At 47.3% G+C, this 23,674-nt stretch carries 21 protein-coding genes; 10 read left to right on the forward strand and 11 right to left on the reverse strand.

Annotated features, from left to right (window positions below; translation table 11 throughout):
* Positions 1 to 3: 3 nt before the first annotated feature.
* The 6 genes from folK to BLU47_RS01230 are packed head-to-tail and all read right to left on the reverse strand — an operon-like array spanning position 4 to position 4,298.
* Complete coding sequence (gene folK, locus BLU47_RS01205; RefSeq protein WP_091957365.1) at positions 4 to 426, reverse strand: 2-amino-4-hydroxy-6-hydroxymethyldihydropteridine diphosphokinase; 423 nt, start codon at positions 424 to 426, stop codon at positions 4 to 6.
* A gap of 10 nt (positions 427 to 436) precedes the next feature.
* On the reverse strand, positions 437 to 1,579 hold the full coding sequence (gene queA, locus BLU47_RS01210) for a tRNA preQ1(34) S-adenosylmethionine ribosyltransferase-isomerase QueA (RefSeq protein ID WP_091957367.1): 1,143 nt from the start codon (positions 1,577 to 1,579) through the stop codon (positions 437 to 439).
* Between the two features lie 23 nt (positions 1,580 to 1,602).
* Complete coding sequence (truB, locus tag BLU47_RS01215) at positions 1,603 to 2,313, reverse strand: tRNA pseudouridine(55) synthase TruB (RefSeq protein ID WP_091957368.1); 711 nt, start codon at positions 2,311 to 2,313, stop codon at positions 1,603 to 1,605.
* A complete protein-coding gene (locus tag BLU47_RS01220; protein ID WP_091957370.1) occupies positions 2,314 to 3,171 on the reverse strand; it encodes an undecaprenyl-diphosphate phosphatase in 858 nt (285 codons plus the stop codon).
* The gene (locus BLU47_RS01225) at positions 3,171 to 3,407 is read right to left on the reverse strand and encodes a DUF3098 domain-containing protein (RefSeq protein ID WP_091957372.1); all 237 of its coding nucleotides are present in this window, start codon (positions 3,405 to 3,407) and stop codon (positions 3,171 to 3,173) included. Before BLU47_RS01225 ends, BLU47_RS01220 begins: the two co-directional genes overlap by 1 nt.
* Positions 3,408 to 3,419: 12 nt before the next feature.
* Positions 3,420 to 4,298, reverse strand: a complete 879-nt coding sequence (locus BLU47_RS01230; RefSeq protein ID WP_091957373.1) for a cell division protein FtsX — start codon at positions 4,296 to 4,298, stop codon at positions 3,420 to 3,422.
* Between the two features lie 91 nt (positions 4,299 to 4,389).
* Between BLU47_RS01230 and BLU47_RS01235 the strand changes: the two genes are divergently transcribed.
* Entirely contained in the window at positions 4,390 to 5,166 is a 777-nt protein-coding gene (locus BLU47_RS01235) for a radical SAM protein (protein WP_091957375.1), read from the forward strand.
* A gap of 41 nt (positions 5,167 to 5,207) precedes the next feature.
* Here BLU47_RS01235 and lpxA read toward each other — a convergent pair whose 3' ends face one another.
* Genes lpxA through BLU47_RS01255 form a run of 4 tightly spaced genes read right to left on the reverse strand, consistent with a single transcriptional unit; the run spans position 5,208 to position 11,864 of the window.
* Positions 5,208 to 5,987, reverse strand: a complete 780-nt coding sequence (gene lpxA / locus BLU47_RS01240) for an acyl-ACP--UDP-N-acetylglucosamine O-acyltransferase (protein WP_091957507.1) — start codon at positions 5,985 to 5,987, stop codon at positions 5,208 to 5,210.
* 38 nt (positions 5,988 to 6,025) lie between these two features.
* Positions 6,026 to 7,417 (reverse strand): TolC family protein, encoded by a 1,392-nt coding sequence (locus tag BLU47_RS01245; protein ID WP_091957376.1) that lies wholly within the window; start codon positions 7,415 to 7,417, stop codon positions 6,026 to 6,028.
* Between the two features lies 1 nt (position 7,418).
* Positions 7,419 to 10,679 (reverse strand): efflux RND transporter permease subunit, encoded by a 3,261-nt coding sequence (locus BLU47_RS01250; protein WP_091957378.1) that lies wholly within the window; start codon positions 10,677 to 10,679, stop codon positions 7,419 to 7,421.
* 21 nt (positions 10,680 to 10,700) lie between these two features.
* Positions 10,701 to 11,864: an efflux RND transporter periplasmic adaptor subunit gene (locus BLU47_RS01255; RefSeq protein WP_091957380.1), complete on the reverse strand. Its 1,164-nt coding sequence runs from the start codon at positions 11,862 to 11,864 to the stop codon at positions 10,701 to 10,703.
* Between the two features lie 207 nt (positions 11,865 to 12,071).
* On the opposite strand from BLU47_RS01255, the gene BLU47_RS01260 reads away from it, so the two are divergent.
* Positions 12,072 to 12,626 carry a sigma-70 family RNA polymerase sigma factor gene (locus BLU47_RS01260; protein ID WP_091957381.1) on the forward strand — a complete coding sequence of 185 codons (555 nt, stop codon included), beginning with the start codon at positions 12,072 to 12,074 and terminating at the stop codon, positions 12,624 to 12,626.
* Here the strand turns inward: BLU47_RS01260 and BLU47_RS01265 are convergent.
* On the reverse strand, positions 12,601 to 14,040 hold the full coding sequence (locus BLU47_RS01265) for a CCA tRNA nucleotidyltransferase (protein WP_091957383.1): 1,440 nt from the start codon (positions 14,038 to 14,040) through the stop codon (positions 12,601 to 12,603). The genes BLU47_RS01260 and BLU47_RS01265 overlap by 26 nt on opposite strands.
* Before the next feature lie 111 nt (positions 14,041 to 14,151).
* Here BLU47_RS01265 and BLU47_RS01270 point away from each other — a divergent pair, with 111 nt between their 5' ends.
* From BLU47_RS01270 to BLU47_RS01305, 8 genes are all read left to right on the forward strand, one after another.
* Positions 14,152 to 15,972, forward strand: coding sequence for a phosphatase PAP2 family protein (locus tag BLU47_RS01270; RefSeq protein WP_255402040.1), 1,821 nt, complete (start codon positions 14,152 to 14,154; stop codon positions 15,970 to 15,972).
* Positions 15,973 to 15,983: 11 nt separating this feature from the next.
* Positions 15,984 to 16,541 carry a DUF1599 domain-containing protein gene (locus BLU47_RS01275; RefSeq protein ID WP_091957384.1) on the forward strand — a complete coding sequence of 186 codons (558 nt, stop codon included), beginning with the start codon at positions 15,984 to 15,986 and terminating at the stop codon, positions 16,539 to 16,541.
* Entirely contained in the window at positions 16,538 to 18,475 is a 1,938-nt protein-coding gene (gene tpiA / locus BLU47_RS01280) for a triose-phosphate isomerase (protein ID WP_091957386.1), read from the forward strand. Before BLU47_RS01275 ends, tpiA begins: the two co-directional genes overlap by 4 nt.
* Positions 18,475 to 19,065 (forward strand): SPOR domain-containing protein, encoded by a 591-nt coding sequence (locus BLU47_RS01285; RefSeq protein WP_091957388.1) that lies wholly within the window; start codon positions 18,475 to 18,477, stop codon positions 19,063 to 19,065. Before tpiA ends, BLU47_RS01285 begins: the two co-directional genes overlap by 1 nt.
* Positions 19,066 to 19,647: a GTP cyclohydrolase I FolE gene (gene folE, locus BLU47_RS01290; RefSeq protein WP_091957389.1), complete on the forward strand. Its 582-nt coding sequence runs from the start codon at positions 19,066 to 19,068 to the stop codon at positions 19,645 to 19,647.
* 19 nt (positions 19,648 to 19,666) lie between these two features.
* Positions 19,667 to 20,239 carry a hypothetical protein gene (locus BLU47_RS01295; RefSeq protein ID WP_091957391.1) on the forward strand — a complete coding sequence of 191 codons (573 nt, stop codon included), beginning with the start codon at positions 19,667 to 19,669 and terminating at the stop codon, positions 20,237 to 20,239.
* 287 nt (positions 20,240 to 20,526) lie between these two features.
* Positions 20,527 to 22,059, forward strand: coding sequence for a site-specific integrase (locus tag BLU47_RS01300; protein WP_091957393.1), 1,533 nt, complete (start codon positions 20,527 to 20,529; stop codon positions 22,057 to 22,059).
* Between the two features lie 74 nt (positions 22,060 to 22,133).
* Entirely contained in the window at positions 22,134 to 23,657 is a 1,524-nt protein-coding gene (locus tag BLU47_RS01305; protein ID WP_091957512.1) for an ATP-binding protein, read from the forward strand.
* Positions 23,658 to 23,674: the final 17 nt, after the last annotated feature.

Raw genomic sequence — 23,674 nt, forward strand, 5'->3', positions numbered from 1 at the left:
TTATTAGAGATTAGTAATTTGTTTCAGAGGTATCATGACAAAGTCACGCTCGTACATTAACGGATGGGGTATCTTCAAGTCTGGCTCGTCAACAGTGAGGTCGTCGTAAAGCAATATGTCAATATCAATAGGGCGGTCGGTGTATGATGCGTGTCGTGAGGGGTTAGTCTTCGTCTTGCGACCGAGTTCGCGCTCTATCTCCTGAGTGACTTGTAGCACCTCGCGTGGTGTCTTCTCTGTCAGACAAAGGATGGCAGCATTCATGAACTGGTGTTCTGACTGGAATCCCCAAGGTTCCGTCTCTATAAATGTCGACTGGCGAGCCACCTGCCCTACCCTTTCACCTATCAGGCGAATAGCCTCATTCAGGTGGCGTTCACGGTCTCCAAGGTTAGAGCCCAGCCCAAGAAAGACACGATGTTCCATCTTCTAATCCTTAGTCATCTACTATCAGCAGGGCATCGCCATAGCAACCAAACTTGAAATCGTTGTCAAGGGCTTTCTGATAAGCCTCCATGACGAGGTCATAGCCACCAAAGGCAGCCGTTGCCATCACCATCGTCGACTCCGACTGATAGAAATTGGTAATCAGCGCATCTGCCATTCCGAACTCGTAGGGTGGGAAGATAAACTTGTTCGTCCAGCCATCATACTCTTTCAGCAGACCATCGGTACTTACCGCCGTCTCTGTAGCACGCATCGTGCTGATGCCCACGGCGCATACCTTGTGGCCCGATTCCTTCGTTGCATTCACAATCTTGCATGCCTCACTATTGATCACCATCTGCTCTGAGCTCATCTTGTGTTTCGTCAAGTCCTCCACTTCAATCGGATCGAAGCAACCCAAACCACAGTGTACGGTCAGGTAGGCGAAGTTGACGCCACGTATCTCCAAGCGCTTCATCAGTTCACGACTGAAATGAAGACCAGAGGCAGGAGCCGTCACAGCACCCTCGTTCTTGGCATAGATGGTCTGGAAATTCTCCATATCGTCAGGTGTTGCCTCGCGCTTGTCAATAATATAACGGGGCAATGGGGCCGAACCAAGGGCGAAGAGTTCGCGCTTGAACTCATCGTGAGGACAGTCGTAGAGGAAGCGCAGCGTACGGCCTCGGCTTGTCGTATTGTCAATAACCTCAGCCACCATCGGGCCATCCTCTTCAAAGAACAGCTTATTACCGATACGAATCTTACGAGCTGGCTCTACCAGTACGTCCCATAGCCGGAGCTCGCGATTCAGTTCACGAAGCAGGAACACTTCAATCTTGGCATCTGTTTTTTCCTTTGTACCATAAAGACGGGCAGGAAAGACCTTGGTGTCATTAAGAACCATGGTGTCGCCCTCGTCAAAATAGTCTATCACATTACGGAAAGTCAGGCAGCGGTCGGTATCCTTGCCTTCTTCGTCCTTTTCGAACATGTCAATGGTCTGACTCTTTCGATGGACGACCATCAGACGACATTCATCACGGTGATACACTTTCTCTACCGTTCCGTCTTCGTTTTTAAAGACACGGTGAGGCGGCTCCAGGGCCACCTTGCCTTCGGGCAACTTAAATTTGAATTGTGACAGCTTCATGTATATATGATTTACGATTTCCTTTATTGTTTTGCTTTTTCTATCTCCTGACGGGACAACCAATCAGGAAAATCATCAATGGTAATGCAGTCTTCTATGCTGACATTGCCCACGCGTGTTCGACAGAGGGCTGTCAGATAGGCACCGCTATCCAGTGCGCGTCCGATGTCACGGGCCAGCGACCGGATATACGTTCCCTTTCCGCAGACCACCCGAATACTCAGCTGCATGGTATCGGCATCGAACGCTGTGACGCTGATATCGTCGATATGCACTGTCTTGGCCGTCAGTTCAACGCCTTTCCCTTGCCTCATCAAGTCGTAGGCACGGTCACCGCCTATCTTGCAAGCAGAGTATTCGGGGGGCACCTGTTGGATATCACCCACGAAATGCGTCAGCACACGATCAACCAGTTCACGGGTAATATGAGCAGTTGGATACGTCTGGTCTACGGGGTGTTCCATATCGTAGCTAGGGGTTGTAGCCCCTAACTGCAGGGTCGCCGTATATTCCTTGGTATCCAGTTGCAGGCGCTCTATCTCCTTGGTCTTTTTCCCCGTACAGAGTATCAACACTCCGGTAGCCAATGGGTCAAGCGTACCGGCATGTCCTATCTTCACACGTCTTACGCCAATACGACGAGAGACTCGTGTGCGGACAAAAGCCAATGCGCCAAACGACGTCATCCGGTAGGGCTTGTTGATGTATATGTATTCGCCTTCAGTGAAGTTCATTTAGTCTACCATTGCTAAAGAATGCCCTGTAAGCAGCAACACAAGGATGATGCCACCCACAATAATACGGTAATATCCGAAGGCCTTGAAACCATACTTGGTCAGGAAAGCGACGAACCACTTCATGGCCAGCAGTGCAACCACGAATGCTACGGCACATCCCAACAACAGCATCGTGATGTTGTGAGCGGTAGCCCACGAAGCGTCTTCCTTCAGCAAGTCGAGCAAGTCAAGCAGCGTTGCTCCCGCCATTGTTGGTACGGCCAGGAAGAACGAGAATTCGGCAGCCTTCTGGCGCGTCAACCCCTGTGTCATGCCGCCCACGATTGTTGCCATTGAGCGCGACACCCCGGGAATAACGGAGATACACTGATAGAGACCAATCTTAAAGGCGCGGCTTTCATTCACCTTGTTGCTTTCGCTGCCTTTATTAAACAACTTGTCACAGTACAGCATGAAGATGCCGCCGACCACGAGCATAATAGCCACCACGAGCACTGAATCGAGCAGCCAGTCAAGAAGTCCGGACTTCTTGGCTAAAAGACCTATGATGATGGCTGGCAAGACGCCCACGATAAGCAGCCAGTAAAAATAGAAACGGTGCTTCAACCGCTGCAACAGCGAGCTGTCGGCAGGTGCCGGTGTGTTGTCGAACACAAAGAAGCGTTTCCAATAGAGGCATACTACCGACAGGATGGCACCAAACTGAATAATAAAAGTAAAGGCATGAACAAATGGGTCACCCTGCTGTATTCCAAGCAGGTTCTGCGTAATAATCATATGACCTGTTGATGAGACTGGCAAGAACTCTGTCAAGCCCTCAACAATAGCAATAATAACTGTTTCTAACCACGTCATTATTTGTTCTCCTTATTCTTCGGACGATAAACTACTGCATAAATCATTGACACAAAACCGGCCAGGCAGACCAGCGGGGCTACCTTGATGCGACGGGCACTGAATATATCGGGGTCGTAGGCGGTCTCCGTAGAACCGGAACCGCTCATCAACAGGAAGCCGATAATGACGACTACCATGCCAATAGCCAACAGCACATAATTGGCTTTACTAAATGCGAAATCTCTTTTTTCCATCGTTTTTCTCTCTTATATCTTATACAGTTCGCTTGCCGTCATTCGCAAGAACTTGTTGACGGCCAACCATGCACAAAATGCAGTTATCAGGATACCAAACACAAATACGGAAGCTACCGTGATGACCAGCACGTCCCAAGTTACAATATCAAGCAAACCGGGTTGTGTCAGATAAAGACCATAGACGCCACCGCCCAGTACCATGTTGGCCAGAAGGGCTGCCACCACGCCGATTCCTATCGCTTGTTGCAGGAAAGGCCGACGGATGAAGCTCCACGAGGCGCCCACCAGTTTCATGGTGTGAATCAGGAAACGACGGGCATAGATGCTCAGGCGAACGGTATTGCTTATCAGCGAGAACGACACGAAAGTCAGCAGCACTGCCAGCACCAGCAGGACAATGCTGATACGACTCAGGTTGGCATTCACCTTGTCCATCAGGTCTTCCATGTATGACAAATCACTGACGCGCGCATCTTTCTTGATTTCTCGCGCTATCCACTTCAGCGAGTCGCTGTTGGCATAGTCGGATGCCAACTGTATCTCCAACGTTGCCGGGAACGGGTTGAAACCCAAGAAATCGGTGGGGTCGCTGCCCAATTCCTTAATCTGCTCACGCTGGGCCTGCTCCTTACTGATATAATCAATATTGTGGGAATACGGACGATGATACAGGTCGCGGCATAACAGACGTGCATCGTTCACCGTTACGGAGTCTTTCAACATCACGGTCACAGTCAGATTCTCCTTCATGTGAGCCGACAGGTTACGTGCAGACAACACGAAGAAAACTACCATACCCAACAGCACAAGCACCATTGTTGTGCTTATGCACAACGTAATAACCTGTACACCACGACGGTTGCGGGTTCTCTTTTTCCTTTTACTCATTGTACTTTTTTAGACGTAATACAGCCAATTTCGTGCAAAGATACGACTTTTTTTTGTTCTACACAAAAAAAATTGTAACTTTGCATGCATTATGAGTACGATTATTTATCCTTCACCGATTTTCGGCCCGGTACACAGTCGGCGTCTGGGCATTTCGCTGGGCATCAACCTTTTGCCTGCCGACGGCAAGGTTTGCTCGTTCGACTGCATCTACTGCGAGTGCGGCTTCAACAAAGACCACCGACCCACCCTGCCTCAGCCGTCACGCCAGGAAGTGGCACGCAAACTGGAGGCAAAGCTTCTGGAGATGCAAGCAGCGGGACAGTTGCCGGATGTGCTGACCTTTGCCGGCAATGGTGAGCCGACGTGTCACCCGCATTTTGCCGAAATCATCGACGACACCATCCGTCTGCGCGACCAGTATTGTCCGAAAGCCAAGGTTTGTGTACTGTCAAACTCCACCTTCATCCATCGCCAGCAGGTGCACGATGCACTGATGCGTGTCGACGACAACATCTTGAAACTAGATACCATAGACCCCCTATATATTAATAAGGTGGACCGCCCTAACGGTACTTATGACGTAAAGGCCATCGTGGAACGCATGAAAGCCTTCAATGGCCACATCATCATCCAGACCATGTTCATGCGCGGCGAATGCAACGGCGTGTCGGTCGACAATACCAGCGAAGCGTTTGTAGGTCCCTGGCTGGACACCCTGAAAAGCATCAATCCCCAACAGGTAATGGTATACACCATCGACCGCGAGACGCCCGCCCAAGGTCTGGAGAAAGCAACCCACGAGCAGCTCGACGCCATCCGCGACCGGGTGATTGCTGCGGGAATACCCTGCACTGCGTCGTACTAATAACAAATGAATCCCGACATTCTGTCGGGATTCATTTGTTATTACTTACACATAATGCCTCGTTTTGAATTTTGGAGGAACGCGATGATGTTCTGAATCTCAGGACCATCAGGCACCTGATCCTTGATTTGGTTGATGACATCGAACACACTGGTCTTACCATGGAACAACAGACGGTAGGCATTGGCAATATGCTTCTGCACCTTTTTGTCAACACCTGCGAAATCCATGATCTTCGTGTTCACACCACCATACTCCATCGGATTGCCTCCGGCGATAACATAGGGAGGCACATCGTGAGAGAAGGCACAGCCGGCCTGTATCAACGACATGTCACCAGCACGCGTGTTGGCATTCTGGATGGCTCCGGTAGAGAAGATGACGCCATTGCCTATCACGCAGTCGCCGGCTATCTCGACACCGTTACCAAACACGCAGTTAGTGCCCACCACGGTATCGTGACTGATATGGGTGCCTTCCAACAGATAGTTATGATTGCCAATAACGGTACTGCCGTCTCTGTAGGTTCCGCGGTTGATGACCACATTCTCGCGAATCACATTGTTGTTGCCTATCGTCACATACGACTTCTCACCACGATAGTTGAAATCCTGCGGCAGGGCAGCAATCACGGCTCCCTGGTGAATCTTGTTGTTATTACCGATACGTGCTCCGTCAAGAATAGACACGAAAGGCATGATGATACAATCGTCGCCAATCTCGACATCATCCTCGATATATACAAAGGGGAATATCTTACAATTATTGCCTATTTTCGCCTTGGGCGATATTTCGGCTTTGGGAGAAATTTCACTTGCCATAATCTTCATTTACAATTTGACTATTTACAAATTACGATTTATTTGCCGCCTCCACCGAGCGCCGTATAGAGACTAACGACAGCCTGCATCTTGTTAAAGTCATTGCTTGCCAAGTTAAGCTGAGCCGTGAGCAACTGTGTCTGGGCGGTAAGCACCTCCAGATAGGTACTGCTACTGCTCTTATACAGCGCCTTGGTGTCCTCCACGTTCTGGGTGAGCACCTTCACACGCTGAGCTTCCAACTTGGAGTTGGCATCATACTGGTTGTAGTTAACCAACGCATTGGACACCTCGTTGCCTGCCTTGAGAATGGCATTCTGCCAAGTGTTGAAGGCTTGCTCGTATTGTATCTTGGTAACCTTCAGCTTGGCGGTCAGCGCACCACGATTGAAGATGGGTTGCAACAGACTGCCAAAGAAAGTGGTGGTCCACTTACCAGGATTCGACGAACCGGTCAGGTTACTGAAGTTGGCAGTAGCACCTATCGTGATACTGGGATAGAACTGCGAGCGAGCCGTCTGCACATCATGGAAACAAGCTGCAAGCGACATCTCTGCATTGTGAACATCAGGACGGTTCTTCAACAAGGCAGCACCCACGCCTGTAGCAAACTCTGAAGGCAATGACTGCTGGGCCAGCGTGGTACGTGGAATCTGCTGACCTGCCTGGCCGATGAGCAGGCAGAGGGCATTTTCCGTTGAACGTATCTGGCGGCGGAACTCATTAACCTTAGTCATGGTAGACAGGTAGGAAGCTTCAGCACTTTGTACACCGGTAGAACGGACACGTCCTAATTTGTACTGCAACTGCATCATCTCCCAAGTCTCCTTAGCCATCTGGCCCATGTCTTCCGAGATACGGAGTTGCTCGTCAAGCATCAACAGCGTATAGTAGCTGTTGGCCACACCACTGATAATCTTCGCACGGACAGCCATCTGGTAGTCCTTCATGCCAAGAAGCTTCATCTGGGTAGAACGCTTCTGCGACAGGACATTGCCAAAGAGGTCAACTGTCCAAGTGGCGGTAGCAGGGAATGTATACGCCTTTACCGTAGAAGACGGATCGGAATGGACGGTAGTGATATAACCCATCTGTTGCTGTGCATTACCTAAATTTACAGCAGGCAGGAAGGCCAGCTTGGCAGCTCGCAGCATGGTTTCATACATCTGAACATTGAGGGCCGCATTCAGCAGGTCAGCATTCTTTTCCAGTCCCTGTTCTATGAGTTGTTGCAACTGAGGATCTGTAAAGACGCTACGCCAAGGCAGGTTGCCAAAAGAGGCTGTATCCTGCACGGCGAGTGTGTCCACGTCAGACAGGGCGTCGCGAATGAGGCCTGTTGTGTTCACATCAGGGCGCTCGTATTTGTTATATAGTCCGCAGCTTGACACCAGCAATACTACGGATATCATCGTCATTAGTTTCTTCATATTACTTCTCCAATTCAAAATCAACAGGTTTGGTATTGGCATACTGAGCCAACTCAGCAGCCACTTCTTCATTCTCTTCGTCATCGAACTTCAACGGACTGATCTTCTCCTGGAGTGTCTGGAAAATGACAAACAGCGTCGGAACGACAAAGAGCTGGAGAATGGTACCAATGAACATACCACCCACGGCAGCTGCACCAAGTGTCTGGTTACCATTTTTTCCTACACCTGAGGCAAACATCATAGGCAACAGTCCGATAACCATAGCCAAAGAGGTCATCAAGATAGGACGCAGACGAGCTGCAGCACCCAATACAGCAGACCACGTGATAGCCATACCCGTCTGACGACGCTCCAAGGCAAACTGCACAATCAGAATAGCATTCTTTGCCAACAGACCAATCAACATAATCAATGAGATCTGCATGTAGATGTCGTTGGCATGACCGAACAACTGGGTAAAGAAGAAACAGCCAGCCAATCCGAACGGGATGGAGAGTACTACTGACAAGGGCAGGATATACGACTCATACTGTGCCGACAGGATCAAATAGATGAAGACGAAGCACAGCAAGAAAATGATGGCAGTAGAGTTAGATGCCTTTGCTTCCTCACGTGTCAGACCTGAGAAGTCGTAAGAATAACCTGCAGGCAATACCTCACTGGCCACCTCCTCGCAGGCTTTTAGAGCCTCACCGGTAGAATAGCCATCAGCAACGGATGCCGTCACGTTGATACTTGTAAACAGGTTGAAACGACTAATGTTCATAGGACCATAGACACGCTCCAGGCGACAGAATTCCAGAACGGGTGACATTCCCGCAGGCGTGCGTACATAGATATTATTCATCGCCTCAGGAGTCATACGTGTCTCAGGAGCACCTTGAATCATCACACGATACAGCTTACCATAACTATTGAAGTTGGAGGCATAAAGACCACCGAAATAACCCTGGAGAGTAGACAATACAGTGACAGGCGAAATTCCTGTCTGCTTACACTTTGCCACATCAACATTCACCATATACTGGGGATAGTTGGGGTTGTACGAAGTCATAGCCGTCTGGAACTCCGGACGCTTGTTCAGTTCCTTCAGATAGTCCTGAACGATATTAAAGAACTTGCCCAAGTCACCACCGGTACGGTCTTGCATCACCATGGAGATACCAGAGTTCGCCGAGAATCCAGGAATCATAGGCGGTGCAAAAGCCAGAATCTGCGCATCCTTGATATGAGCTGTTTTGATAAATATCTGGGCAACAACACCCGTAGCATCATAAGGATTCAGGAAGAAACGGTAAATGCCATCACCTTGCCATAAGCCGCTAATCTTCCACCACAAGCCCTTCTGACGTTCATCGAAGTCCTTTAGTTTAATGATGAACGTAGCCTGGTCTGATCCTGCTCCCGCAATAAAGTTATAGCCCTGGATCTGCTCACGATTTCGAATGGCAGGTAACTCTGCTAGAATGGAATCGACCTGAGCAACCACCTGTTTGGTACGAGCCTCTGACGTAGCAGGAGGCATAGAGATGGTACAGAACAAAGTTCCCGTATCCTCATCTGGAACCAGACCGGTCTTTGTCGTCGAGAAGGTAATAACCAGCACAACAATACCTATCACAACGGTTCCCATGATAGCAAACGGCTTGCGCACCAGTTTTTCCAGAATATTCTTATATTTTCCAATCGTCGTATCAAATGCGACATTGAACGACTGATGGAAACGGTCTACGCGTGACATTTTCTTCTCATGTCCCTCAGCGTCATGGGGCTTCAGGAAGATAGCACAAAGCGCAGGTGACAGGGTCAATGCATTCAGTGCCGAAATAATAATCGAGATGGCCATCGTCACACCAAACTCACGATAGAACGTACCGCTAGTACCACCAATAAAGGACACCGGAACGAATACGGCAGCCATCACGAGCGTGATGGAGATGATTGCGCCCGATATCTCGTTCATCGCATCAATAGATGCTGTCAGTGAACTCTTATAACCCTGGTCCAACTTGGCGTGAACAGCCTCAACAACCACAATAGCATCGTCCACCACAATGGCAATAGCCAGCAACAGGGCGGAAAGTACCAATAGGTTGATGGAGAATCCCATCACATTCAGGAAGAAGAAGGTACCCACCAATGACACGGGAACGGCAATCAGCGGGATAAGCGTTGAGCGCATGTCCTGCAAGAAGATATAAACCACCAGGAACACAAGCGCCAGCGTCATGAAGAGGGTGAACACAACCTCTTCAATAGCAGCATACAGGAACTCGGTCACATCATAGTTAATCTTCACAACCATGCCTGGGGGCATCAGTTTCTGCTGCTCTTCCAGTTCTGCCTTCACCTGTTTGGCAATCTCATTCGCATTTGATCCGGCAACCTGCTGAATCATCGTCATGATAGAAGGCATACCATTGTTATGCATGGATACTGAATAACCCTCGCCGCCCAATTCTATCTTTGCAACATCTTTCAACTTCAGCGTCTGACCAAAGGCATCACTCTTGATGATAATGTTACCAAACTCCTCCGCACTTCTGAATCGGCCTGTATAGCGCATGGCATATTCATAGGCGACATTGTCTGACTGCTGACCGAAGTTACCAGGAGCAGCCTCAATATTCTGCTCTGCCAACACACCAGAAATATCACTGGGCATCAGATTATGCTGCTTCATCACATCTGGCTTCAGCCATATACGCATGGCATAGGTCTTCGAACTGAAGCTGGAAGCATCACCCACACCCTCAATACGCTTCATGGCAGGAATCAGGTTGATGGCATTGTAGTTGGTCAGGAACTCATCATCATAACGACCATCAGAGGTTAACGAATACATGATAACCTGTGACGACTGACGCTTAACAACGCGCACACCAATCTGGTTCACCTCAGCAGGCAACAAGGCTGCAGCCTGTGACACACGGTTCTGCACGTTTACCGCACACATATCAGGATTAGCACCCTGGCGGAACATAACCTGAATCATCGCAGAACCAGGCGAAGCCGTAGAGGTGATATAATCCATGCCTTCCACACCATTGATACTCTCTTCCAACGGAGTGATAACAGCATTCTTTACCGTCTCTGCATCAGCACCGGGATAACTGGTTATCACCATGATGTTAGGCGGTGCAATATTCGGATACTGCTCGATTGGAAGCGAGACCAGTCCGATAAATCCCAGCAACACGATGACGATAGAGATTACCGTCGACAGCACTGGGCGTTTAATAAAATTCGTAAAAGTCATAGGGATTTACAATTTACCATTTTACTTCTTCACCGCTTTCACAATATCACCTGCAGACATTTCGCTGGCCTGCTCCTGGATCTTTTGTTTGTATCGTTCAGGAGTGATGGGCACTATCTCCATGCCATCGCTAAGCTTGGTCACACCGTTAGTTACATATTTGTCGCCAGTCTTCAGACCTTCAGTAACCACGTAATTGTTACCGTCGTTTTGCGGATCAACTTTAATCTCTGAATATTTCACCTTGTTGCCTTCACCCAAGAGGTAGACAAACTTCTTGTTCTGCACTTCACTGACACAGTTCTGTGGGATGATAATGGCATTATTGTTCTGACGTGGAATGATAACAACACCTGCTCCACCACTCTTCAGTTTCTTCTCAGTGTTTGGGAAAGCAGCAATCAACTGGACTGAACCCGTAGCCTGGTCAATGACACCACTCATCTTGGTCACCTTGCCTTCATGAGCATAGACTGTACCATCTGCCAACTTCAGTTTTACAGCGGGCAGGCTCTCCAATCCACCATTCTGCGAAATGGTCATCGCATCTTTTTCCGTTACCGAGAAATATACTTCCATAGACGAGATATTGCTCACCGTGGTCAGCACATTGGATGCACTCACCAAAGCACCTCTCTTGAGAGGTAGTGTTCCTACAACGCCTGTAGCAGGACTCTTCACATAGCAGAAGCTCAACATCTCCTTAGCAGAAGCCAGACTTGCCTGAGCCTGGGCCAACTGTGCCTTGGCACTCTCAAAACTATTATGAGAAGTCTGCATCTCGTAATCACCAATCACCTTATTGGCATGCAACTGTTGTGCATTCTCGTAGGTCAGCTTTGCTGTATTCACCTGCTGCTGTGCAGTATTCACGGCAGCCTGGGCCTGACGAACCTGAGCCTGATAGGTTTCATTGTCTAAGACAAATAAGGTCTGTCCTGAAACAACATGTTGACCTTCCTTTACATTAATCTGAGTAAGGAAACCTTGTACTTTCGGACGAATCTCTACATCCTGAACACCTTTAATGGTTGCCGGATACGTCGTCTGCATGTCAGCACTTGACGTTCCTACTGTAGCAACGGGATACTCGTTGTCTCCAAAGTTGGGGCGACCACCGCCACCACCGCATGAGACCAACGTTGCAGCCATAGCTGCAAGCATCATCATCTTCTTCATTTTCATACTTACTAATTTACTATTTCTTAATACTTATTTTGTACAACTATGCGAAAACCCGAATTCTTTTGCAAGTTTTCAAACTGCAAAAGTACAAAAATCTATTTATATTTATATAATAGGTACACTATATTTAACAAACTTTATTAAGGACTATGCTCTATTTTTAGCTTAAAAGCCCTAACTTTGCAGCCAAAACAATACGATAATTCCATGAACAAGGAAGAAAAAGACACGCTGATTACCAGCAACATGGGATATGTTGTGACACTGGCACGACAATACAAGAGCGACATCCTTAGTACAGATGACCTGATAGGAGAAGGTAGCATCGGACTCATGAAGGCTGTCGAGAAATTCGACCCCAGTCGGGGGAAGCCTTTTGTCACCTTTGCCGCTCCATATATCCGCAAAGCCATAGAGGATGCAATCACCCGATTGACGGGTGACATTCCCGTAATGTCAACAGACGAAAGCCTACCTGTTGGTTCAAACAACAATTTTACCTTGCTGAATGTTTTAGAAGACAAAGACTCGCCCAAAGCCGACCATGCTGTAGAACAAAATGCTCTTTCGGATAGAATGTTAGAGGCCATCAGTATGCTCGACGAACGCGAACAGGCTGTTATCAAGCGTTTCTTTGGTATTGAATATGAACGTATGACAATGGCAGAGATTGGCGAGGAAATGGGTTTGAAACGTGAGAGAATACGCCAAATCCGTGACAAGGCCATGCGCAAGCTTAAGAAACAAGCCCCATCTGCTTAGCCTTCTCCAACAACAGTTGCATAAGGGGTTCACGTTCGTTGACCACCCGATTGTCAAGCACTGCATCTTTCAGATATTGTTTCAAAACACCAACTTCACGTGAGGGTTTCAAATGGAACATCTCCATGATTTCGTTGCCGTCAATCACAGGTTGCAACAGGCGTTTGTAATCCTTCTCCTGCAAGTCCACGAGTTTCTCGCGTACCATACGGAAATTCTCCAGGAACATCTTCTTTCGAACTTCATTTTTGGAAGTGATATCAGCCTCACACAGTGTCATCAGGTCGTCGATATCGTCACCAGCATCGTTCAACAGTCGGCGCACTGCACTATCTGTCACCTCACTATCGGCAATCACCTGAGGACGCATGTGCAAGTCAACGAGCTTTTGTACGTATTTCATCTCTGCACCCATGGGTAATTTCAAGCGTCGGAAAATACCTGGCACCATCTTTGCGCCTATAATGTTATGATTATGGAAGGTCCATCCAACTCCAGGCTCCCATCGTTTAGAACGCGTCTTTCCGATGTCATGGAGCAAAGCACCCCAACGGAGCCAAAGAGTAGAGGCTGGGCAACTTTGCGTCCTGACAACATTCTCAAGAACTTCCAATGTGTGATAGAAATTATTCTTATGCGCCTTCCCGTCGCGCTTTTCCACAATATCAAGTGCTGACAGCTCCGGAAGGATAATATTCAAGAGTCCGCTACGCTGCAAATATTCCAAACCTATACTGGGGTGAGCAGCCATCATAATTTTATTGAACTCTACCTCTATGCGTTCACCGCTGACAATTTTAATACGCTCTGCCATGCGCTGCAAAGCGTCAAAGGTTTCACTTTCGATCTGAAAATTCAGTTGAGTGGCAAACCGTATACAGCGCATCATACGTAGCGGGTCGTCAGAGAAGGTCACCTCGGGATCGAGAGGAGTGGCAATGATACCATCCTCAAGGTCTGCAATACCATTGAAGGGATCGACCAGCTCCCCAAAACGGCTCTTATTCAGACAGATAGCCATCGCATTGATGGTAAAATCACGACGATTCTGGTCATCCTCCAGCGTACCATCCTCCACAATAGGCTTACGCGAATCATGACTATAGCTCTCCTTACGAGCACCGACAAATTCCACTTCCATATCGTGATATTTCACCTGAGCCGTTCCGAAATTACGGAACACGGACAAATGGGCTCGCTTGCCCAATAGTTGCTTCAAGCCTTTAGCCACCTCAATGCCGCTGCCTACAACAACCACATCGATGTCATCACTCGGACGCTCTAAGAAAATATCACGCACATAGCCACCCACCACATAGCATTCTACGCCTTGTTGGTCGGCCACATCGGAAATCTGATGAAATATCTCTTTGTCTAATATCTTCGCTAACGCCTTGTCTGAATACAGTTTCATAATAGCTTTCCTCGCTAATTTGGGTACAAAGGTAGCATTTTTTTGCGAATTTTAATTGTTTATTACGAAATATTCACTAACTTTGCACACAAATTACAAAAAACGTTCAATATGAATCACAAACTATTCGTCACAGCAGTCATTGCAGCGTTTGCCATGCAAGCCTCTGCAAACAACCACCTTGGTACAGAGCCTCTTAAACTTGAAACCCCTGAGTTAAAAGCAGAATTAGTAGAAGTGAAAACGCCTTCTTCCAGTGAATTAAGCCTAAACATCGCTTCTGCTGACATGAGCACCACCAAGAATGCTGGCGCATGGAAGCCCGATATCAGTTTCTTCAAGTCGAGAACCAACCCCGGCGTGAAACCCTATAAGTTCATGGACGACATGACCTTTGTGGGAATTCCCTTGTTTGCTGCAGGATGGGCACTCAAAAGTGAAAAGGCCATGTTCCGCGTGAACCAGAAAGCTGAGAAGGGAGGTAAGGCTAACACCCAGCTGCTCAGTGACTTCAAGACAGGCATTGACGATTACTTACAGTTCTTCGGACCTGCTGCTGTTGTCGGTCTGAAACTAGGTGGCTACGAAGGTCGTAGCGACTGGCCCCGACTGTTGGCAAGTGCCGCGTTATCTTATGGTATCATGGCCGGTTTTGTCAATGGCATCAAATATACGGCTAAAGAAATGCGTCCCGACGGATCTACCGCTAACTCATGGCCATCTGGACATACCGCTACCGCTTTCGTGGGTGCCACATTGTTGCACAAGGAGTACGGACTCACCCGTTCACCTTGGTTTTCCGTTGCCGGTTATGGTGCTGCTACAGCCACAGGCGTCATGCGCGTACTGAACAACCGTCACTGGGTTAGTGACGTGATGTCTGGTGCCGGTCTCGGTATCCTTTCTACCGAGTTGGGATATGCTATTGGCGACCTTTTGTTCAAGGGAAAAGGCCTGTTGCGCAACGATTTGGAAATGGACTACGAGAATCCTTCATTCTTCAGTATCTCCATGGGTGTTGGCTTGGGCAGCAAAGACCTCGAGTTTAGTGAAGATGGCCACTCTGAGAGTATCAAGTTCCGTCCTTCAACGGTGGTAGATGCAGAAGGTGCCTACTTCTTCAATAAATACATCGGTGTTGGTGGACGTTTGCGCGTACGCGCTATGTCAGCCAAGTCGTTCGGTATGTTCTCTGACCGAATTCAGGAAGAACACATCGATTTGTGGGAAGGCATACAGGAGCTTTATATGGGTACTCATCCTGGTGACGGCAATGAAGATCTCTACACCTTCCTTGAAAATATGGGCTACGATACTACTTCGGAAGCAGCTTTCAACAGGAGCGCTCCTGTAACAGACCTTTACGGCGTTGTAAAAAGCGACCACCTGACAGAGTTCACAGGCAGTGTTGGACTCTATTTCAACATTCCTCTGTCTAAGCGCTTTGCCCTTGGAACTAAAGCCCTGATTGGTCGTTCATTTACCCAGGAGTTGGACATTGACGGATATGCAACAGGTAACAAGAAAGATATCGAATATAATTATACGGTAAAAAATGAAAAAGGTCAGGCTGATATCGTGCCCGTTTCTCTGTCTTATCCCTCCAACACTGGTGAGACGTGGACTGACGAATGGGAATACTTGACGGTTGGTGCCAAGTCTTCTACCTCATTTGGTACAGGCATCTCACTGACTTACAAGTACAAGTCAAACTTCTCATGGCGCCTGTTCTGCGACTACGACTACACCAAGAAAGACTTCACCATGAGATACGACCCCTTCCATTTCGCCCAGAAAGGACTGACAGAAGCAGCCTATAGCCTGATGGAATTAGGTTCTAATTACGCTGAGTATATGAGCCCCGTAGAAGTGAAAAAGACCAAGAAGATGAATTTCTTCACCCTTGGCCTGTCGTTCTTGGTTAACATATAATATAGAGACCATTGACACCACAAGAAGAAAAAACAAATCGCCAGTTTGAACAGACAATCGGTGAATGCCGGGCACTATTCGAAAAGAAGCTCCACGACTATGGGGCTTCATGGCGTATATTGCGGCCCTCATCACTTACCGATCAGTTGTTTATCAAGGCTAAACGCATCCGTTCGCTGGAAATCAAGAAGGAATCGCTGGTAGGCGAAGGCATCCGTCCTGAGTTTATTGCCCTGATCAACTACGGTATTGTAGGGCTGATACAGATTTACACGGGTTTCTCTGACACCGTGGATATCACCAACAACGAAGCAATGAGCCTCTACGACAAGTATGCCAAGGAGGCCTTGGAACTGATGAAGCGCAAGAACCACGACTACGACGAAGCATGGCGAGGCATGCGAATCAGTTCCTATACCGACTTCATCCTAACCAAGATTGAGCGCATCAAAGAGATCGAGAATCTCGATGGTGGCACATTGGTCAGTGAAGGCATTGATGCCAATTACATGGACATCATCAACTATGCCGTTTTTGGAGTCATCAAACTGACTGAGGGCGAGAAGTGAGACGTGTCGCTGTAAATATCGCCCGGCTGGTACTGGCCATCATCCTGATACTCTCAGGATTTGTCAAGGCCGTCGATCCGTTGGGCACACAATATAAAATTGCCGACTACCTGGGAGCACTCCATCTGGAGACGTACGTTCCTGATGCTGTCATGCTGGGCTTTTCTGTCCTGCTGTCAGCTCTCGAGTTCGGTTTGGGAATTTGCCTGTTGTTTGCCATCCGACGCCGAATGGTGTCACGACTGACATTGCTACTGATGATTCCCATGACACTCCTGACGCTTTGGCTGGCAGTGGCCAACCCCATCAGCGACTGCGGGTGTTTCGGTGATGCCTTTGTGCTCACCAACTGGCAGACATTTTGGAAAAACGTGGTACTGCTGGCATTAGCCATCATTGTCAGATGCTGGCCACTTGACATGATGCGTTTCGTGTCGAAGTCTAACCAATGGATAGTGGTCAATTTCTCGGTGCTGTTCATCATATTTGTGTCAGGATGGTCTCTCTATGACCTACCCTACTTCGACTTCCGGCCTTACCATGTAGGCACCAACCTGCGCCAGGGATGGCATCAGATGCTCGAAGGACAAGAGTCGCCCTACGCAGATTTCTTCATCGAGCGAATAGACAATGGCGAAGATATCACCGATTCGCTGCTCACCCGTAAGGGATATGCATTCATGTTGGTGTCGCCTCATCTGGAACAGGCAGACGACAGTCAACTGGACCGCATCAATGAACTCTACGAGTATGCCGAGTATATGGGATATCCGTTCTTCTGCCTGACAGCAAGTGGTATCAGTGGCATCCACAGTTGGACGGACGTGACAGGAGCGGAATACCACTTTTTCCAAACTGACGAAACGGTGTTGCGCACCATCGTCCGAAGCAATCCTGGACTATTACTGCTCAAGGATGGTGTCATCATTGGGAAGTGGAGCCACAACAAGTTACCAGTCATTGACGAGGAGCAACAGGAAAAGCCACTGGAGCAACAGACCATCGGTCATATGCCCGGAGACTCTGTAGCACAGAAGATACTCATCATTCTCATGTGGTATGTACTTCCGCTGATCATCCTCACGATTGCCGACCGTCTGTGGGCCTGGTCCAAATGGATACGCAAGAAAGAGACAAGTAATCAATTATATCAATTTTTTAACAACAAAAAGACAATGAGAAAGAAGATTGTAGCAGGCAACTGGAAGATGAACCTGAACCTGCAAGAAGGTGTAGCGTTAGCCAAAGAGTTGAACGAGGCTCTGAAGGCCGAGAAGCCCAACTGTGATGTCGTTATTTGCACGCCGTTCATCCACTTGGCATCTGTTGCCAAGGAGCTTGAGGGCAGTGTTATTGGTCTCGGTGCCGAGAACTGCGCCGACAAGGAGAAGGGTGCTTTCACCGGTGAGGTTAGCGCTGAAATGGTTAAGTCTACTGGTGCACAGTATGTCATCCTCGGCCACTCTGAGCGTCGCGAATATTACAAGGAGACTCCCGAGATTCTGAAGGAGAAGGTACAGCTGGCCCTGAAGAACGGGCTGAAGGTGATCTTCTGCATCGGTGAGACACTGGCAGAGCGTGAGGCCAACAAACAGAATGAAGTAGTTAAGGCAGAACTGGAAGGTAGCGTTTTCAACCTCAGCGAGGCTGATTTCCGTCAGATTATCATCGCCTACGAGCCCATCTGGGCCATCGGTACAGGCAAGACCGCTACTGCTGAGCAAGCAGAGGAGATTCATGCTTACATCCGTTCTATCGTGGCAGAGAAGTACGGCCAGGCCGTAGCCGAGGACACCAGCATCCTGTATGGTGGTAGCTGCAAGGCCAGCAACGCACCTGAGCTGTTCGCCAAGGCTGACATTGACGGAGGTCTGATTGGCGGTGCATCTCTGAAATGCGCTGACTTCAAGGGCATCATCGACGCGTGGAAATAATGAGACAACTCATTAGCATACTAACTCTGTGTATCGGCATTTCTCTGAATGCCGATGCACAGACTTTTACCCAGCGCATCCAGAAAAGAGTTGCTGGGCAAGGTTCCGTCACCATTCATCAAGACTCGGTTATCGACCAGTTGGTGAACACTACACCACTAGGCATTAAGACATCTACCCAAACAAATAAGCCTAGTCAACCAAGTTCAACGAGTCAAACAAGTCCAACCAGCCAAGCAAATAAAACCACACCAACCAACTCATATAGCCAACCCATTGCATCCATCCCCGATACCGTTGACACCTCGAAGAAAATCATACGAGGCTACAAAATCAATGGTTATCGCGTACAAGCCTTTGCAGGTGGCAACTCACGTGCAGACCGCCAGAAAGCCGAACGCATAGGCAACGACATCAAGAGTCACTATACAAACGTACCCGTATACGTTCATTTTTACTCTCCCAGATGGATTTGCCGTGTAGGCAACTACCGCACTTACGAGGAGGCACACCAGATGCTGGTCAGCCTGCGTAATATGGGCTACTCACAAGCCACCATCGTCAAAGGGAAGATTACTGTACAATATTAAATGGAACAAGAAACAACCTACCGAGAAGGCCTCGACACCTTAGCCGAGCATTACAGGAGCATCCTGACACTGCTGGGTGAAGACACCAGCCGTGAGGGGTTACTGAAGACACCCATGCGTGTAGCGAAAGCCATGCAGGTGCTTACCCGTGGATATGAGATGGATGCCCACAAGGTACTCACCGATGCCCTGTTCAAGGAAAACTATTCCCAGATGGTCATCGTCAAGGATATCGATTTCTTCTCACTATGCGAACACCACATGCTCCCCTTCTATGGACGGGTACACGTGGCCTATATCCCCAATGGCTACATTACCGGTCTCAGCAAGATAGCGCGCGTCGTAGACATATACAGCCATCGGTTACAGGTACAGGAGCGCATGACACTGCAGATTAAAGAAGCCATCGAACAGACCCTGAAGCCCTTAGGCGTAATGGTGGTTGTCGAGGCACGCCACATGTGCATGCAGATGCGGGGTGTAGAAAAACAGAATAGCATTACCACCACCAGTGACTTCAGCGGAGCTTTCAACCAAGCTAAGACGCGCCAAGAGTTTATGAATCTTATTCACAACAAATAACAAAAAACAGAAAATTATTATGGAACAGTTTAACCAAAACACCTACAAGAAGCCCAATCTTTTTCAGGAGTTCTATCATAGCTGTCTGGGAAAAGTCGTCATTCTTGCCATTATCATGCTCATTATGGCTATAATAGCTATTATGTCTGTTCCCTCATACGAAAAGACAATGAGAGAAACTGAGGACAACATCCGTCAGTGTCTGCAAGACAATGACAGCATCAAGGGTGACCTCATCGATGAAATTGTCATGAACGTCGGGCGTTCCTTCTCTGAGGCAGATTCCACTCTTGACAACAAAGAACTCTTGGAAGCTTGCTGGGCACATAATAAATTAGAGATTTATCGCCATACCTTGTATAGCACCGCCCGTGTACGCAACACCACTCACCCACAGGGCGTTCGTGTTGGAATCGGCATCTTCGGAAAGATATTCTCTACCGTCTGCTATAGTGACTTGGTACTGAACCTCGGACCCATCCGCAAGAAATACAACCAGCGACTCATTCAGGATGCCGTCATTCCCGACAACTATATCGGCGACAACCCCAATCTCAAGCCCTATCACTACAAGGGTAATCCCGACGATTAAGTCGATACTTCATCTCATAAAATAAAAAAAGAGGATATGTCTATTGACAATCCTCTTTTTTTTGTCGGGATTACTGCCCTACTTCGCGCAAAATCCATTTAATTCTATTAAATTCGAGAATTTTCTATATGGTTTAATATCAGTGCGTTACAAGATATGTTATAGTTCGAACCAAGAAGACGCAATCATACTAATTACAAATTATCACGCCAAAAACACGCCAAAAATTTGGTAGTATCCATTGTTTTCCCTACTTTTGCAAAAGGAATTTAAAAAACAAGTAGGATATGGCACAAATAGAACAAAGATTATCAACAAAAGTCCAAAAGGATACAGGAATGTGCGAGGTGCTCATTCGTTTCTTTCAAGGCTCCAAGTTCAATCTTAGAGCAAAGAGTGGTGTTTTTGTTTCACCTGAATATTTCGAGTATTACATTGATAGAGCAAAGACAGAAAGTCTTGGGGTAAAAGTTCCAGGCAATTTGCTTACGGCCACAGAAGAAAAGGCGAAAAAGAGCCATTATGTACTCCGACAAAGTGGCATCATCGTTATTAAGCAACGTATAGAGACACCCGAAGTTAAATACCATCGGGAGCAATCAGGCCGTCTTGACAGTCTTAGAAAAGCTATCATAGAGGCTTATGACAACAACAAAGACACCAATCTTACAAGCGACTGGCTGCAGTTGGTTGTCGAACGTTTTATGCATCCAGAAAAATATATCGTCAAAGCAGAGAACAAGAAGACATTCTACGAATTGACAGAAGAATACATTGAGAAGCGCCATCTGGCATACACCCACGCTAAGGTTTTCCGAGTCTTGATGAGAGAAGTCGCAAGATACGAAGGTTTTATTCGTGCTACAGACTATAATCGTAGCAATTTCACTTTCGACATTGACACCGTTACAAAAAGCGATATAGAAGATTTCATCGACTATCTCCGCCATGAATACACACTATCCATGGAGCACAAGGATTTATTCAAGAAACTGCTTTCAGAATATCCTGCAAGTGTCACAAAAGGCAACTGCAAATTAGAAGACAGGGGTGAAAACACTGTTATTAAAGGAGCAAAACGACTGAAATCATTGTTCCGTTGGTTCTATGAAGAGGAATATACAAAAAATCGTCCTTTCGATGGTATCAACCTCGGAACAGAAAAGGTTGGTACTCCATATTATATTACTATAGAGGAAAGAAACAAGATAGCAGAGACGGACTTTGTCGCTGCCTACGAGAATATGTCAGAGGAAGAAAGAAAAGGTATCGACAAGACCAACCTTGCAGGCTATGGCATACAAAGGGACATTTTTATCTTCCAGTGTTTTGTTGGTTGCCGCGTTGGTGACCTCTTGACGTTAGGGCCAGGGAATATCATAGATGGTATTCTGGTGTATACACCACACAAGACAAAGGACAATGGCGAACAATCCATGCAAGCGCGTGTCCCCCTGCATCCCAAGGCTCTTGAATTGGTAAAGAAATACGAAGGAGTCTGCACAAACGGACTACTCTTCCCTTTCATCACTGCCCAGAAATACAATATTGCCATCAAAAAGATTTTCAAATTGGCAGGTATCACACGCAATGTTATTATCCGTAACGCTAAGACTGGAGAAAACGAATTGGTACCTATTGACACTGTTGCATCAAGTCACTTGGCCCGTCGTACTTTTATCGGAAATGCTTACTTCAAAGTGAGCGATCCTAACCTGATTGGAAAGATGAGCGGCCATGTGGATGGTTCAAGAGCTTTCAAGCGTTATCGAAACATAGAAGACGAAACTCTTAAGAGCGTCATTGACTTGATAGGATAACTTATGCCAATGGTTAACTATATATAATAAGGTATAGTAATTTGAAGTATTTATTGTAACTTTGCACGCAAATGATGACAATAGAAGAAATAAGGGCAGGGAAAGAAGGTCAGACGTTTGACCTGAAGAGCATACAAATCGATCCGAAAGCACTGGCGATTCCTATCGTAGCGATGGCCAATGCTGATGGTGGTATGCTGGCAATCGGTATATCTGACAAGACAAGAAGGATAGAGGGTGTTAACCAACATACTGCTAAGTTGAACGAACTGCTCCGTGTGCCATTTGATTTCTGCAATCCGACTATTCCTGTGACTTGTCGCTATATGGATTGCACTAACGATGAAGGCAATCCTGATCGTATTCTGCTGATGGATATTCCTGCCAGCCAGTTCCTTCACACAAATCAGGCTGATGAAGCCTATATCCGTGTGGGTGACAAGAGCCGCAAACTGACATTCGAAGAGCGGATGCAACTGATGTACGACAAAGGCGAACGCTCCTACGAAGATACGGCTGTATATGGCGCAACCATTGACGATATCAATATGGATGCCGTTGCTGAATATGCCAAATTGGTAGGTTACAGTAGGTCACCACTTGAATACTTACGAGAGAATAACGGTTTTGTCAAGACTAACAAGAAAGGCGAAGAGGATGTCAGTGTAGCTTGTATTCTGCTTTTCGGAAAGAACCCTCAGAACTTCTTCCCTCGCAGTCGTACCCGTTTCATCCGATACGAAGGTGTTGACGAGAAAGTTGGCGCAGAGATGAATGTCATCAAGGACGTCATCTTTGAGGGAACCATCTTGAACCAGGTCAAGAAGACGATTGAGTTTATCGAGACTCAGGTTCGCGAGCATACATTCCTGGGACAACATGCTCAATTTGTGACAAAACGTGACTACCCGGAGTTCGTCATTCAAGAGATGACGGTCAACGCTTGCTGCCACAGAGCCTACAACATTAAGGGTACAGAGATTCAAATCAAAATGTTCGATGACCGATTGGTATTTGAATCCCCTGGCAAACTCCCAGGACAGGTAAAACCAAACAACATCAGACATACCCACTTCTCTCGTAATCCTAAGATTGCCGCATTCCTGAAAGCATATCACTTCGTTAAGGAGTTTGGCGAGGGTTTTGATCGTATCTGCCGTGAACAGGAGGCCAATGGTGCAAATGCTCCTTCTTTCAGGACAGACGAGTTCATCCTGAAAATTACTGTGCCAAAGGTCACAGAAAACGTGAATGTAAATGTTGCCAAGGTGAATGGAAATGGGCAAAAGGTGGATGAAAGGGTGAATGAAAAGGTGAATGAAAACGATATAAAGGTTACTGTAAAGGTAAATGCAAATCGTCAAGGGTTGATAGAAAAGTTGATAGAAAAAGCTATCAGCAATCATGATAAGTTGACAGAAAACCGCATTACCATACTTGAACTAATGATAGACAATCCATATATATCTGTAGTAGAACTTGCAAAAGCTGTTGGAATTAGCGTTAATTCCATTATGCGTAATATAGATTATATGCGCGGCAAATACCTTCGTCGAGTTGGTCCGGATAAAGGCGGTTTTTGGGAGATTATTGAATAGACAAGAAAAAGATTGTA

This window comes from Prevotella sp. tc2-28, assembly GCF_900107705.1.
Lineage (GTDB): Bacteria > Bacteroidota > Bacteroidia > Bacteroidales > Bacteroidaceae > Prevotella.